Origin of the sequence: Phenylobacterium sp. LjRoot219, from assembly GCF_964252995.1 — a bacterium.
In the GTDB taxonomy this organism is placed as follows: domain Bacteria; phylum Pseudomonadota; class Alphaproteobacteria; order Caulobacterales; family Caulobacteraceae; genus Phenylobacterium.
Window position 1 is genome coordinate 799,858 of sequence record NZ_CAXUQI020000001.1, and the last position, 13,243, is coordinate 813,100.

Annotated in this window: 12 protein-coding genes; 2 read left to right on the top strand and 10 right to left on the bottom strand. The window is 70.2% G+C overall.

Features of this window, described 5'->3' with window-relative positions; all coding sequences use genetic code 11:
* Window positions 1-251 precede the first annotated feature (251 nt).
* Both fliI and ACSQ14_RS03970 read left to right on the top strand, forming a co-directional pair.
* Window positions 252-1,586, top strand: a complete 1,335-nt coding sequence (gene fliI / locus ACSQ14_RS03965) for a flagellar protein export ATPase FliI (protein WP_436009949.1) — start codon at window positions 252-254, stop codon at window positions 1,584-1,586.
* Window positions 1,583-1,999, top strand: a complete 417-nt coding sequence (locus tag ACSQ14_RS03970) for a flagellar export protein FliJ (RefSeq protein WP_436009951.1) — start codon at window positions 1,583-1,585, stop codon at window positions 1,997-1,999. The genes fliI and ACSQ14_RS03970 overlap by 4 nt, the downstream gene beginning before the upstream one ends.
* A 151-nt stretch (window positions 2,000-2,150) precedes the next feature.
* Here ACSQ14_RS03970 and ACSQ14_RS03975 read toward each other — a convergent pair whose 3' ends face one another.
* The 10 genes from ACSQ14_RS03975 to fliF form a co-directional block, all read right to left on the bottom strand.
* Complete coding sequence (locus tag ACSQ14_RS03975) at window positions 2,151-2,978, bottom strand: SDR family NAD(P)-dependent oxidoreductase (RefSeq protein ID WP_436009953.1); 828 nt, start codon at window positions 2,976-2,978, stop codon at window positions 2,151-2,153.
* 4 nt (window positions 2,979-2,982) lie between these two features.
* A complete protein-coding gene (locus tag ACSQ14_RS03980; RefSeq protein ID WP_436009955.1) occupies window positions 2,983-4,272 on the bottom strand; it encodes a cytochrome P450 in 1,290 nt (429 codons plus the stop codon).
* A gap of 95 nt (window positions 4,273-4,367) precedes the next feature.
* Window positions 4,368-5,132, bottom strand: a complete 765-nt coding sequence (locus tag ACSQ14_RS03985; RefSeq protein WP_436009957.1) for an SDR family NAD(P)-dependent oxidoreductase — start codon at window positions 5,130-5,132, stop codon at window positions 4,368-4,370.
* An 84-nt stretch (window positions 5,133-5,216) separates the two neighbouring features.
* Complete coding sequence (locus tag ACSQ14_RS03990; RefSeq protein ID WP_436009959.1) at window positions 5,217-5,576, bottom strand: DUF4282 domain-containing protein; 360 nt, start codon at window positions 5,574-5,576, stop codon at window positions 5,217-5,219.
* Between the two features lie 226 nt (window positions 5,577-5,802).
* Window positions 5,803-7,896, bottom strand: a complete 2,094-nt coding sequence (flhA, locus tag ACSQ14_RS03995) for a flagellar biosynthesis protein FlhA (RefSeq protein WP_436009961.1) — start codon at window positions 7,894-7,896, stop codon at window positions 5,803-5,805.
* 274 nt (window positions 7,897-8,170) lie between these two features.
* Complete coding sequence (gene flbD / locus ACSQ14_RS04000) at window positions 8,171-9,538, bottom strand: sigma-54-dependent transcriptional regulator FlbD (protein ID WP_436009963.1); 1,368 nt, start codon at window positions 9,536-9,538, stop codon at window positions 8,171-8,173.
* A 31-nt stretch (window positions 9,539-9,569) separates the two neighbouring features.
* On the bottom strand, window positions 9,570-9,896 hold the full coding sequence (gene fliN / locus ACSQ14_RS04005; protein ID WP_436009965.1) for a flagellar motor switch protein FliN: 327 nt from the start codon (window positions 9,894-9,896) through the stop codon (window positions 9,570-9,572).
* A gap of 7 nt (window positions 9,897-9,903) precedes the next feature.
* Window positions 9,904-10,554: a flagellar assembly protein FliH gene (locus ACSQ14_RS04010; protein ID WP_436009967.1), complete on the bottom strand. Its 651-nt coding sequence runs from the start codon at window positions 10,552-10,554 to the stop codon at window positions 9,904-9,906.
* Window positions 10,554-11,585, bottom strand: a complete 1,032-nt coding sequence (gene fliG / locus ACSQ14_RS04015; RefSeq protein ID WP_436009969.1) for a flagellar motor switch protein FliG — start codon at window positions 11,583-11,585, stop codon at window positions 10,554-10,556. The genes ACSQ14_RS04010 and fliG overlap by 1 nt, the downstream gene beginning before the upstream one ends.
* Window positions 11,582-13,237 carry a flagellar basal-body MS-ring/collar protein FliF gene (gene fliF, locus ACSQ14_RS04020; RefSeq protein WP_436009971.1) on the bottom strand — a complete coding sequence of 552 codons (1,656 nt, stop codon included), beginning with the start codon at window positions 13,235-13,237 and terminating at the stop codon, window positions 11,582-11,584. The genes fliG and fliF overlap by 4 nt, the downstream gene beginning before the upstream one ends.
* Window positions 13,238-13,243 lie beyond the last annotated feature (6 nt).

Consider the following 13,243-nt stretch of genomic DNA (forward strand, 5'->3'; position numbering starts at 1 on the left):
AGCGAAAGATCGGGATCCAAACCACGGGAGGCGGCGCTATTCGCCGTCTCGCCGCCTCGAAATCCTTCTGAAGGGCCGTGTTCTTGGATCCCGGACAGCCGCTGCGAGGCTTCCGGGATGACAAGGCCTGTGGGGACCATGGCCCTTTAGGCGAACTTCGCCATTTCGCGGCCACACCAGCGCCCCAGATCTTCACGACTGGTTAAGAGCGAAGCACCGACCCTCCAGGCGGGTTTAGGGGCTCATCTTCCTTGCGTAGTCTGGTGGCCGCGGTCGAGCGGCTGGATCCTCTGACCGTCTCCGGGCGGGTGGCGGCGGTGAACGGCCTCTTGATCGAGGCCCGCGGCGGCCTTTCGCGCCTGGCGGTCGGCGCGCGCGCCGAGATCGACCGGGTCGGCGAGCGCCCGCTCGCCGCCGAGGTGGTCGGCTTCCGCGAGACCCGCGCGCTATTGATGCCGTTCGGCCCGGTCGAGGGCGTGGCCCCGGGCGCCGAGATCCGCATCGAGCCGCAGGCCGCCAGCGTGCGGCCGACCCAGGCCTGGCTCGGCCGCATAATCGACGCCTTCGGCAATCCGATCGACGGCAAGGGTCCGCTGCCGCAGGGCGTGGCGGCCTATCCGCTGCGCGCGCCGCCGCCGCCGGCGCACGCCCGCGACCGGGTCGGCGAACGGCTCGACCTCGGCGTGCGGGCGATGAACGTCTTCACCACCTGCTGCCGCGGCCAGCGGCTCGGCGTCTTCGCCGGCTCCGGCGTCGGCAAGTCGGTGCTGCTGTCGATGCTGGCCAAGAACGCCGATTGCGGCGCGGTCGTCGTCGGCCTGATCGGCGAGCGCGGCCGCGAGGTGCGCGAGTTCGTCGAGGAGACTCTGGGCGAGGAGGGGCTGGCGCGAGCCGTGGTGGTGGTCGCCACCTCCGACGAGCCGGCGCTGAAGCGCCGCCAGGCGGCCTACATGACCATGGCCGTCGCCGAGTACTTGCGTGACCAGGACCTCGAGGTGCTGTGCATGATGGACTCGGTCACCCGCTTCGCCATGGCCCAGCGGGAGATCGGCCTAGCCGCCGGCGAGCCGCCGACCACCAAGGGTTACACCCCGACCTGCTTCACCGAGCTGCCGAAGCTGCTGGAGCGCGCCGGACCCGGGCCGATCCGGCCGGACGGCACCACCGCCGGTCCGATCACCGCCATCTTCACCGTCCTGGTCGACGGCGACGACCACAACGAGCCGATCGCCGACGCCGTGCGCGGTATTCTCGACGGCCACATCGTCATGGAACGCGGCATCGCCGAGCGCGGCCGGTTCCCGGCCATCAACGTCCTGAAGTCGATCAGCCGGACCATGCCGGGCTGCCAGCACCCGCACGAGCGCGACATCGTCAAAGGCGCGCGCCGGGCGCTGTCGGCCTACTCCAACATGGAGGAGCTGATCCGCATCGGCGCCTACCGCCAGGGCGCGGATCCGGAAGTCGACCGCGCCATCGTGCTCAACCCCGCCCTTGAAGAATTCCTCTCCCAGGACCCGCACGACGCGAGCGGCCTGGACGAGTCTTTCGCCCGCCTGGGCCAAATCCTGAGTGAAGCCGCATGACCCGTTGGGCCCAGTCCCTGATCAAGCTCTCCAACTACGAGGTGGAGACGCTGCAGAAGCGCCTGGCGGAGATCGCCGACGTGCGGGCGCAGGTGGAGATGCGGCTGGCCATGCTGCACGCCGAGGGCGAGGCCGAGCAGGCCGCCGCCGCCCAGGACCCCAGCTTGGGCTGGCGCATCGTCAGCTACATGGAGGCGCTGAAGGTGCGGATGGAGGCGGTGCGCCACGACCTGCGCCAGATCCAGGCGGAAGAACAGGGCGCCCGCGACGCGCTCGCCCAGGCGTTCGAGACCCAGAAGAAGTACGAGCAGGTCGCCGAGCAGGCCCAGGTGCTGGCGGCGAAGAAGGCCGGCCGGCTCGAGGCCGCGCAGATGGACGAACTCGGCCTGCGGCGGGTCGCCGGCGGGCGGTAGGTTCTAACCTGTCATCCCGGAGCGGCGCGTCAGCGTCGCGTCCGGGATCCAAGAACACGGCGCTGGCCGACTAAAGCGCGGTGCGTCGCCTTCATCGCCGTGTTCTTGGATCCCGGTTTTCGCTGCGCGAAACCGGGATGACAGTCTGGGGTCACCCCATCGAAAAGTCCGTGCCGCCGTCGATCGGGATGTTGGCGCCGACGATGTAGCTGTTCGCCGGCGAGCCCAGCAGCAGCAGCAGCGGGTTGATCTCCGAAGGCTGGGCGACGCGGCCGATGACGCCGCCGTGGCGCCCGCCCTGCACCTCGCGCATCCAGCTCCAGATGTCGGCCAGGTTGTCCGGGTCGTACTTCGCCGTCGCCCCGGTGACCTGCATGTAGTGCCGCAGCGCTTCGGTGGTGAAGACCCCCGGGGTCACGGCGTTGATCAGGATGTTCTCCTTCGCCAGCGCCCAGGCCATGTTCTTGGTCAGGCCGTTCAGCCCGGCCTTGGCGGTCATGTAGGGGGCCTCGAACGGCGAGCCGACCCGCGCCGAAACCGAGGAGATGTTGACCACCCGGCCCCAGCCGGCCTTGCGCATCAAGGGCAGCGCGGCGCGGGTGCAGCGCACGACGCTCATGATCCCGACGTCGAGGTAGTGCCGCCAGGTCTCGTCGGGCGCCTCGCTGAAGTCGGCCCCGGGACTGGGGTCGGTCGGCCCGGCCATGTTGATCAGGGTGTTCAGTTCGCCCCAGCGCGCGGTGATCTCGCCGAAGGCCGCGTCGATGCTGGCCAACTCGCCGACGTCGGTCTGCAGGCCGAAGGCGTCGGGCGCGCCGGCCGCCTGCAGCTCGGCCACGGTGCGCGCCAGCGCCTCGGCCCCGCGGCCGGTGACGACGACCCGGGCGCCTTCGCGGGCGAAGGCGATCGCCGCCTCCCGGCCCAGCCCCTTGGTGCCGCCGCTGATGCAGACCGCGGCGCCCTTCAGCCCCAGATCCATGGCGCTAGCGGCCCGCGGCGCCGGAGACCGGGCAGCCGCGCGGCGCGGCCTCGGCCGTCGCGGTCGCCGCGTCCTCGTCCGGCCGACGCGGGGCCGGGTCGAAGGCGATCGGCAGGGTCTTCAGGCCCCAGACGCCGGGGAACGGCCGCCAGGTCTCCTTGGCTGTGGCGCGCGGATGAGTCAGCCGCTGGGCGATCAGGTGCACGCCTTCCTCGATCTGCGCCCGGGCGAGATACTGGCCGAGACAGATGTGCATGCCGCGGCCGAAGGCGATCTGGCGGTTCGCGTGGGTGCGCTCGGGATTGAACCGCGCCGGCTCGTCGAACGCCGAGGGGTCGCGGCCGGCGACGCCGAGCGGGAAGATCAGCATGCAGTCCTTGGGGAACCGCACGTCGCGGTACTCGAACTCCTCCAGCACGGTCCGGTAGGGGTTGGCCGGGCTGGTGTGGCGCAGCGCCTCCTCGACGACCTTGTCGCAGTAGGGCCGGTCCTCGGCGCAGCGGACCCACATCGGCGGATCCTGCAGCATGGCGTGCATGATCAGCGTCAGCAGGTTCTTCGAGGTGTCGTAGCCGGCGCCGAACAGGAAGAGGAGCGTCTGCCGCAGCTCGACGTCGTTGATCGCGCCGGAGGTGTTGGCCTCGATCAGCGCGTCCAGCAGGTCGTCGTGGCCGGCGTTCGGACCGCGCTCGGCGATCTGCTCGTCGACGAAGCGCCAGAGCACCTGATAGGCCGCCTCGATGGTCGGCATCTTGGTCGGGTCGAGGGCGAAGCTCGACCCTTGCGTCTCCAGCGACGAGCGGATTTGCGGGATCACCTCCGGCGAGCCGCCGATCAGGCCGAACATCACCCGGATCGGGAAGTAGGAGGCGAAGTCGGCGAAGTCGAACGCGCCCTTCGGCGCCCAGTCGTCCAGCAGGTCCGAGACCACCTTGCGCATCAGCGGCCGCAGGCGGTTGACGGCCCGCGGGGTGAAGGCCTCGGCGACGCTCCCGCGCAGCCGCTGGTGCTCGGCGCCGGAGCGCGACAGCATCATCTCGTTGGTGAACCGCCCCCAGCCGGTGCCCTCGGCCCCCATCAGCTGCACGATCTGGGCGTTCGGCATGTGCAGATGGGCGTCCTGGTACAGGATCTCTTTCATCGCCTGGTACTCGGTGACGACGTAACCGAGGTTGCTGGTGGCGAGGAACGGATGCTTTCCGCGGGCCGCGTTCATGAACGGCGTCGGATCCCGGGCGAAGTCGGGCTCCTCGAGCGGCAGGTGGCTCAGGGCCAGGTCGCTGACCAACGGCATGTGCATCTCCTCCGGCGGCCGGATGCTTCGTGGCTCCGGCTTCTCGATGCTGAGCATGCGCACAGCAGTGGAGGGGTGTCATCCCCTGCGGCGGCTCAGGCCGGGGTGTAGACGCCCGCGGTCGCGCCGCCGTCGATGGTCAGCACCGTGCCGGTGATCGCCGCCGCCGCGTCGCTCGCCAGATAGAGGCACAGCGCGGCGACTTCGCCGACCGTGGTCGCGCGGCCGATCGGTGCGACCCGCCGGCCCATCTGCTCCAGGGTGACGCCCGTCGGCAGCAGGTCGTCCCAGGCCTCGGTCGCGGTCATGCCCAGCGCCACGGCGTTCAGCCGCACGCCCTTCGGGCCGAGGTCGATTGCGGCGGCCCGGGTCACCACTTCGAGCGCGGCCTTGGAGGCGGCGTAGGCCGCGTGCATCGGGTTCGGCCGCTGCACGGCGATCGAGGAGATGTTGATCACCACGCCGCCGCCGCGCGCCGCCATGCCGGGAACCAGCGCCTGGATCAGCGTCACCGGCGCGATCAGGTTGACGGCGAACTCCAGGTCCCAGGCGGCGTCGTCCTCGACCAGCAGCGAGTGCTGGGCGCCGGTAACCAGGGCTGCGTTGTTGACCAGCAGGTCGATCTCGCCGCTGCGCCGCGCGACGTCGCGCGCGCCTTCGCGGGTGGCGAGATCGCCGGCGAGGATGGTGACCCGGCCGCCGTCGGCCTGGATCTGCTGCTGCAGGTCTTCGAGGGCGTGCGTGTTGCGCGCCGTGGCGACAACCTCGGCGCCGGCGGCGGCGAAGGCCTTGGCGATGCCGAAGCCCACCCCGCGACTGGCCCCGGTGACCAAGGCGCGCTTGCCGCTCAGATCGCCCATCTGACGTCTCCTCCCGCCGTGCTTATGGGGAGGAGACACGCGAAGTCGGCCGCTGTCCCGCCTAATCGCGCGGGGCGCGCGGGCTCAGCGCGGGAGGCGCTTTTCGGCTTCCATGTCGGCGCGCATCGCCGAGAGGTCTTCACAGATCCTGAAGATGGCGACGTAGAACTCGCAGAACGAGCGCCACAGCAGCACCAGCGCGCCCATGCCGATCAGGCCGACGACGACCACCGGGACGGCCATCAGCACGCCGAACGGGAAGGGGTCGCGGATCGCCACGCCGACGGCGGCGCCGATGAAGCCGAACACGCCGACGGCGATGATCGCCAGTCCGGCCCAGTAGATCAGGTGGACGACCTGGTTGGTCATCAGCCGCTCGAAGGTGAGCAGGTCCCAGATCAGGGCTGCGCCCGGGCTTTGAGGTCTGTTCAGAGGTCGCCGCATCCGTTTCCCAGACTAACCGGAGCCGTGGTCGCCCCTTTCTCGAACCGCTACCAGCGCCGGCCGCAGGCTGCAACGGCCGAGACGTCGCGGCGCATCCTCCGAACCCGTCATGGCCCGGCGTGTCCGGGCCACCCAGCCCAAGGCGCCGGGCGCAGTTGCTGCGGAAGGATGGCGGGATGGGTCGCCCGAACAAGTCGGGCGATGACGGCGGCGAGGGGGCGGGTCTCTAGATCTGCCCGACCGTCTTCAGCCGCGCGCGGGGATGGATCTCGCTCTGGCTCATCACCGGCGTCTGGCCGCGGAAACGCTCGATGATCGAGCGGACGTAGGGCCGGATGCCCGGGCTGGTCAGCAGCACCGGGCTCTCGCCGGCCAGGGCGGCGCGCTCGAAGCTCTCGCGCACGCCGCGGATGAAGTCCTGCAGCCGCGACGGGGCCAGCGCCAGCTGCTTCTCCTCGCCCGCGCCGATCAGCGCGTCGGCGAAGGCCATCTCCCAGTCCGGCGACAGGGTGATGATCGGCAAGGTGCCGTCGTCGCCGCGGTTGGCGAAGCAGAGCTGGCGGGCCAGCCGGGTGCGCACCTGCTCGACCAGGTTGGTCACCGAGGTGGTGTGCGGCGCGGACTCGCCGATGCCTTCGAGGATCGACGGCAGGTCGCGGATCGACACCCGCTCGCGCAGCAGCGACTGCAGCACGCGCTGGACGGTGGTGGCGGTGACCACGTTGGGGATCAGGTCGTCGGCCAGCTTCTTCTGCTCGGCCGGCAGTTCCTTCAGCAGCTTCTGCACCTCGGCGTAGGAGAGCAGGTCCGGCATGCTCTCCTTGAGGATCTCGGTCAGGTGGGTGGTGAGCACGGTCGCCGGGTCGACCACCGTGTAGCCGCGGAAGGTCGCCTCTTCGCGCAGGGAGTCGTCGATCCAGGTCGCCGGCAGGCCGAAGGCCGGCTCGCGCATGTGCTCGCCGGGCAGCTCGACCTGGCCGCCGCGCGGGTCCATCGCCATCAGGTGGCCGAGGCGCACCTCGCCCTGGCCGGACTCCATCTCCTTGATGCGGATGCAGTAGCCCTGCGAGGGCAGGCGCATGTTGTCGAGGATCCGCACCGCCGGCATGATGAAGCCGAACTCCGTGGCCAGCGTCCGGCGCAGCGCCTTGATCTGGTCGGTGAGCCGGCGGCCCTCGAGGTCGTTGATCAGGCCCAGCAGGCCGTAGCCCAGCTCGATCTTGATCTCGTCGATCGCCAGGCTGGCGGCGATCGGCTCCTCTTCCGGCTCGGCGGCCGCCCCGTCCTGGGTGATGCTGACCGTCGGATCGTCGGCCTTGTGCGAGCGGCGCCAGGCGAGCGCGCCGGCCCCCGCGGCGATCGCCGCGAACGGGAGGATTGGCATGCCCGGCACCAGCGCCAGCACGCCGGCGGTGGCCGAGACCATGCCGAGGCTGATCGGATTGCGCGCGAGCTGGTTGACGAAGGCCTTGTCGGCCGAGCCCTCGACGCCCGATTTCGACACCAGGAAGCCGGCGGCGATCGAGATGATCAGCGCCGGCATCTGGCTGACCAGGCCGTCGCCGATCGACATGATCGTGTAGGTCGAGAGCGCCTCGCCGATCGGCACCTTGTGCTGGATGACGCCGATCAGGATGCCGCCGATGACGTTGATCGCCAGGATCACCAGGCCGGCGACGGCGTCGCCGCGCACGAACTTCGAGGCGCCGTCCATGGCCCCGAAGAAGGTGCTCTCCTGCTCCAGCTCCTTGCGGCGGACCTTGGCGGTCTCCTGGTCGATCAGGCCGGACGACAGGTCGGCGTCGATCGCCATCTGCTTGCCGGGCATGGAGTCCAGGGTGAAGCGCGCGGCGACTTCGGCGATCCGGCTCGAGCCCTTGGTGATGACGACGAAGTTCACCACCACCAGGATGGCGAAGACGATCACCCCGATGATGAAGTTGCCGGCCATCATCAGGGTGCCGAAGGCCTCGATGACCTTGCCGGCGCCGTGCGAGCCCTCATGCCCGTGGCTGAGGATCAGCCGGGTGGTGCAGATGTTCAGCGCGAGCCGGAAGAGCGTCGCCACCAGCAGCACGGTCGGGAAGCTGGTGAAGTCGAGCGGGCGGCGCATCATCAGCGCCGTCATCAGGATCAGCACCGAGGTGGCGATCGAGATCGCCAGGAAGAAGTCCAGCAGGATCGCCGGGATCGGCAGGATCAGCAGGACGACGATGCCGACCACGCCCAGTGCGAGCGCGACTTCGCCACGCGCCACCCAGCCCCAGATCTCCTTCGGGGTCGGGATCGCGTTCGGGCCTGGGATCGAGGCGTCAGCCATGCGGCCAAATCCCGTTCATCCCCGCGAAAGCGGGGACCCAGGTGTTCTTGGTCTGACGAAGCTTAGCCACAGGCTGAACCTCGATGGAGTCGCGCAACAGAAAAAGCCTGGGTCCCCGCTTTCGCGGAGATGAGCGGTGGATGGAGCCAAGATGCTCCGCGCCGCAGGCGGTGAGGGGGCTTCCGCTCAGAAGCGCGTCAGTGCTGTCGATCCGCATCTGAAAGGAAGCCTCCTCCGGCGCTGCGCGCCACCTCCCCCGAGGGGGAGGATGGGCTCAGGCCGCGCTCGCGCCCATCTGCGGCGCCGGCACCGGCACCCCGGCCTCGGTGTATTCCTTCAGCTTGTTGCGCAGGGTGCGGATCGAGATGCCGAGGATGTTGGCCGCGTGGGTGCGGTTGCCGAGGCAGTGCTCGAGGGTGTCGAGGATCAGCTGCTGCTCCATCTCGGCGACCGTCTGGCCGACGAAGCCGCGGGTGGCGGTCTCGGCGGCGAGCGAGGCGACCTGGGCGGTGCGGGCGTGCGGGTCGGCGGAGGCCAGCGGCTGGCCGTCCGGCAGCCGGATGGCGTTCTCCTCGATCTCCGGACCGCTCGCCAGCAGCACCGCGCGGTGCATGGCGTTCTCCAACTCGCGGACGTTGCCGGGCCAGCGGTGGGCCACCAGCCGGCGGCGCGCCTCGGCCGAGAGCGGCCGCTCCGGCACGCCGTTGGCCGCGGCGTACTTGCGCACGAAGTGCTCGGCCAGGGCGATGATGTCGCCCGGGCGCTCACGCAGCGGCGGCAGCTTCAGGTTCACCACGTTCAGGCGGTAGAGCAGGTCCTCGCGGAAGGTGCCTTCCTTCACCGCCTGGATCAGGTCGCGGTTGGAGGTCGCGAGGATGCGGATGTCGACCTTCACCGGCTTGGCGCCGCCGACCCGGTCGATCTCCCGCTCCTGGATCGCGCGCAGCAGCTTGGCCTGCAGGCGGGCGTCCATTTCGGAGATTTCGTCGAGCAGCAGGGTGCCGCCGTTGGCCTCTTCAAACTTGCCGATGCGGCGGGCCACGGCGCCGGTGAAGGCGCCCTTCTCGTGGCCGAACAGCTCGCTCTCCAGCAGGTTCTCGGGGATCGCCGCGCAGTTGACGCTGATGAACGGCTTCTGCGCCCGGCGCGACTTCTGGTGGACGTAGCGGGCGATGACTTCCTTACCCGCGCCGCTTTCCCCGGTGATCAGGATCGAGGCCTCGGAGCCGGCGACCTGGTCGGCCAGCCCGAGCACGTTCAGCATCGCCGGGTCGTTGACCACCATCGGCCGGTTGTCGTCGGCGACCGCCGCCAGCACCGCGGCGATCAGCTGCGCGTCCGGCGGCAGCGGGATGAACTCCTTGGCCCCGGCCTTGATCGCCGCCGCGGCGCCGGCGGCGTCGGCCGCCACGCCGCAGGCCACCACCGGCACCCGGATCCGCTCGGCCTCGTTGGCCAGGATCAGCCCGCGGATGTCGAGCTGGTAGTCGACCATCAGCAGGTCCGCGCCCTGGCCGGCGCGCAACGCGTGGGTGGCCGCCTCGATGGTCTCGACGTGGCTCACCTTGGCGCCTGCGGTCATCGCCAGCTTAGCCGCGCTGGAGAGCTGCCCGTTCAGTTTACCGACGACCAGAAGTCGCATGGTACCGTCTCCTTACCTGCCGCGCCGGCCGTCAGGCCTGCGCGTCGCCGTCCTTGATGATTTCGGTCATGGTCACGCCCAGCCGCTCGTCGACGATGACGACCTCGCCGCGCGCCACCAGGCGGTTGTTCACATAGATATCGATGGCCTCGCCGACCTTGCGGTCGAGCTCGAGCACGCTGCCCTGGGCCAGCTGCAGCAGTTGGGCGACCGACAGGTGCGCCCGGCCCAGCACCGCCGAGATGTTGACCGGCACGTCGAACACCGGCGCGAGATCGCCCGCGTTCTTGTCCTCGCCGCCGCCGGCGTCGGGCAGGCCGCCGTCGTGGAATTCGTCGAGCTTGAGATCGTTGGACATGGGGAGGTCAGCCTTCGCCGCCAGGTGTCAGGGCTTCGCCATGCAGGCCCTCGGCGGCCAGCGCCGCGTGCAGGGCCTGGGTGACGCGTTCGGCGGCCGCGGCCGGGTCGAAGCCGCCCGCGCCGTCGCCGAAATCGAGGGTGAAGGCGTGCTGGCCAAGCGCGAGGTCGGCGCGCACCTGGATGGCGCCGGTGAACCCCGCGCGGTTGGCGGCCTCGTCCAGCTGACCCTGCAGCAGCTCCGCCAGTTGCGGCGCGGCGGTGACGATCAGCCGGGGGGCGGCCTCGATCTCGCGGGCCAGCGCCTCGAGGGCGGCGTGCACCGGGGCCTCGGGGAAGCGGTCGAGCGCCGCACCGGCGACCGCCCGGCCGCAGGCCAGCGCCAGCTCGGCGGCTCCGACCCGGTGCTGGTGGGCGACGTTCGCCAGGGTCGACAGCGCCAGGCTGCAGGCGCGGGAGATCTCGTTGAGCGCCGCCATCTGCTGGGCGTTGATGCTGGTGATCGCCGCGCGCTCGCCCTCGATGCGGGCCTGCTGGCGGATCTCCTCGACCTCTTCCGGCGTGAAGCTGCGCTTCGGGCGGGGCGCCACATAGGCGACCTCGCCGGCCGCGTCGAACTCGGTGTCGAAGGCGAATTTCTGATGCGAGGCGCCGGTCATCAATACACCAGCTCGTCGCCGTCGTTGGAGCCGGCCAGCATGATCTCGCCCTTGGCGGCGAGATCCTTGGCGACCTGCACCATGGCCATCTGCGCCTGGTCGACGTCACGCAGGCGCACCGGCCCCATGGTCTCCATGTCCTCGCGCATGATCTTCGCGGCCCGCTCGCTCATGTTGGAGAAGAACATCTCGCGCAGGGTGTCCGAGGCCCCCTTCAGCGCCAGCCCCAGCCGGTCCTTCTCGACCGCCCGCAGCAGGGTCTGCACGCCGCCCGGATCGAGCTTGCCGAGGTCTTCGAAGACGAACATCAGCGCGCGGATGCGCTCGGCGGACTCGCGGTTGCGCTCCTCCAGGGCGGTGATGAACCGCGCCTCGGTCTGGCGGTCGAACGAGTTGAAGATGTCGGCCATCAGCTCGTGGCTGTCGCGCTTCGAGGTGCGGGCCAGGTTCGACATGAACTCGGTGCGCAGGGTCTGCTCGATCTTGTCGAGGATCTCGCGCTGCACCGGCTCCATCCGCAGCATGCGGGTGACGCACTCCAGCGCGAAGTCCTCGGGCAGCGCCGCCAGCACCCGGGCGGCGTGCTCCGAGCGGATCTTCGACAGCACCACGGCGACGGTCTGCGGGTATTCGTTCTTCAGGTAGTTGGCGAGCACGGCCTCGTTCACGTTGCCGAGCTTGTCCCACATGGTTCGACCCGCCGGCCCGCGGATCTCCTCCATGAGCTGGTCGACCTTCTCCGGCGGCATGATCGCCGAGAGCAGCTTCTGGGTCTGTTCGAACGAGCCCATGATCGCGCCGGCCCCGGTCATGCCGGAGACGAACTCGACCAGCAGGTCCTCGACCACCGCGGAATGCACGGTGCCGAGGCTGGCCATGGCCTGGGAGATCTCCTTGATCTCCTCCTCGTCGAGCGCCTGCCACACCTGGGCGTGCTCCTCGCCGAGCGACAGCAGCACCACCGCGGCCTTCTCGGGCCCGGTCAGACGCGCGGGGTCGGTGATGGCTTTTTTGACGGCGGGCAGCTTCATGACTCGTGCAGCCAGCTACGGAGGATCGCCACGGACTCTTCCGGATGACGCTCGACGAACTCGGCGACCCGCTTCACCGAGCTCGCCTTCACCTGGCCCTCGATGCGGGCGATGTCGATCTTCTGGTCCAGCTCGCCGCCGGCGCCGATCGGGCCGGGCAGGGCCAGCTGGCCGGTGACCGGGTCGACCGTCAGCTGCAGCGGCTGGCCGTCGGGGGTCATGGCGACGCGGGTGACCGGCGGCAGCGCCGTCAGGTCGCCGGCCTGGGCCTTGCCCCGGCCCTTGCCGCCGCCCGAGGGGGCGAGCAGCGGCTTCACCACGAACATGATCATCAGCCCGGCGACCACCGCCAGCACGCCCAGCTCGGCGCTGCGCATGACGTCGTTCTTGTCGAAGCCCATCAGCGGGCTGGCCGTGGTGACGCCGTCCGGGTCCTCGGCGCTGGGGAAGCGCACGTTGGCGACGGTGATCTGGTCGCCGCGGTCCTGGTTGAAGCCGACGGCCGAGCGCACCAGCTGCTCGATCTGCTGCATCTCCTCGGCGCTGCGGGGGGTGTAGGCGCCGGGCTTGCCGTCCTTGCCGGGGGCGGTGAGGCCGTCGACGGCGACGGCCACCGAGAGCCGCTTCACCTCGCCGGGCGACTGCACCTCGGTGCGGGTGGTGCGCGAGATCTCGTAGTTGGTGGTCGATTCCTGCCGGCCGCTGGCCGAGGAGTTGGAGCTGGCTTCGCCGCCGGCGCCGGGGATGTTGGCGCTGGCCGAGGTCTGGCCGCTGGCGTCCGGCTCGTTCTGGCGGGAGTTCTCGTCGGTGGTCGACTCCGAGCGGATCACCTGGCCGTCGGGGTCGAAGGTCTCCTGCTGCACGGTCACCTGGGCGAGCTGCAGGTCGGCGGTGACGTTGACCCGCGCCTTGCCGGCGCCGACGACGCCTTCGACCAGGGTCTTCACCTGCTTGGCGATGCGCTGCTCGACGTCGGCCTTGCGGCTGTCGGACTCCGCCGCCATCCCCTGCTCGCCGCCGGACAGGGTCTTGGCGTGCTGGTCGACGACGGTGACGCGGTCGGGCTTCAGGCCGGGCACGGCGCCGGCCACCAGGTTCTGGATCGCCCGCACCTGCTCGGCGCCGGGCTCGCGGCCGCCGGCGTGGATGTTGACCGAGGCGGACGGCTGCTCGGGTTCTTCCTCGAACAGCTGCCGCTTCGGCAGCACCAGGTGCACGCGCACCGAGGTGACGCCGTCCAGGCCCTGGATGGTGCGGGCCAGCTCGCCTTCCAGCGCGCGCTGGCGGTTCAGCTGCTGGACGAAGTCGGTCTGGCCGAGCGCATTGGCGTTGTCGAAGATCTCGTAGCCGACCGACCCGGTGGTCGGCAGGCCCTTAGAGGACAGCATCAGGCGGGTGGAGGCGACCTGGTCGCGCGCCACCATCAGGGTCGAGCCGTCGCCCTTGACCTCGTACTTCACGCCGGCCTGGTCCAGCGCCTGGGTGATGCTGCCGGCTTCCTTCATGTCGAGGTTGGCGTAGAGCAGCGCCTGCGGTTCGCCGAGGTTCATTGTCACGGCGAACAGCGCGGCGGCCACGCCGGCGCCGATGCCGAGCAGGGCGACCAAACGCCCGATCCCGAACTTCTGAAGCGCCGCCAGAACCTTACTCAACGCAGG

Bases quoted from the DNA above. Each gene is read 5' to 3' on its own strand.
- ACSQ14_RS03970 (WP_436009951.1), top strand. From the start codon at position 1,583: ATGACCCGTTGGGCCCAGTCCCTGATCAAGCTCTCCAACTACGAGGTG.
- ACSQ14_RS03975 (WP_436009953.1), bottom strand. From the start codon at position 2,978: ATGGATCTGGGGCTGAAGGGCGCCGCGGTCTGCATCAGCGGCGGCACC.
- ACSQ14_RS03980 (WP_436009955.1), bottom strand. From the start codon at position 4,272: ATGCCGTTGGTCAGCGACCTGGCCCTGAGCCACCTGCCGCTCGAGGAG.
- ACSQ14_RS03985 (WP_436009957.1), bottom strand. From the start codon at position 5,132: ATGGGCGATCTGAGCGGCAAGCGCGCCTTGGTCACCGGGGCCAGTCGC.
- ACSQ14_RS03990 (WP_436009959.1), bottom strand. From the start codon at position 5,576: ATGCGGCGACCTCTGAACAGACCTCAAAGCCCGGGCGCAGCCCTGATC.
- flhA (WP_436009961.1), bottom strand. From the start codon at position 7,896: ATGGCTGACGCCTCGATCCCAGGCCCGAACGCGATCCCGACCCCGAAG.
- flbD (WP_436009963.1), bottom strand. From the start codon at position 9,538: ATGCGACTTCTGGTCGTCGGTAAACTGAACGGGCAGCTCTCCAGCGCG.
- fliN (WP_436009965.1), bottom strand. From the start codon at position 9,896: ATGTCCAACGATCTCAAGCTCGACGAATTCCACGACGGCGGCCTGCCC.
- ACSQ14_RS04010 (WP_436009967.1), bottom strand. From the start codon at position 10,554: ATGACCGGCGCCTCGCATCAGAAATTCGCCTTCGACACCGAGTTCGAC.
- fliG (WP_436009969.1), bottom strand. From the start codon at position 11,585: ATGAAGCTGCCCGCCGTCAAAAAAGCCATCACCGACCCCGCGCGTCTG.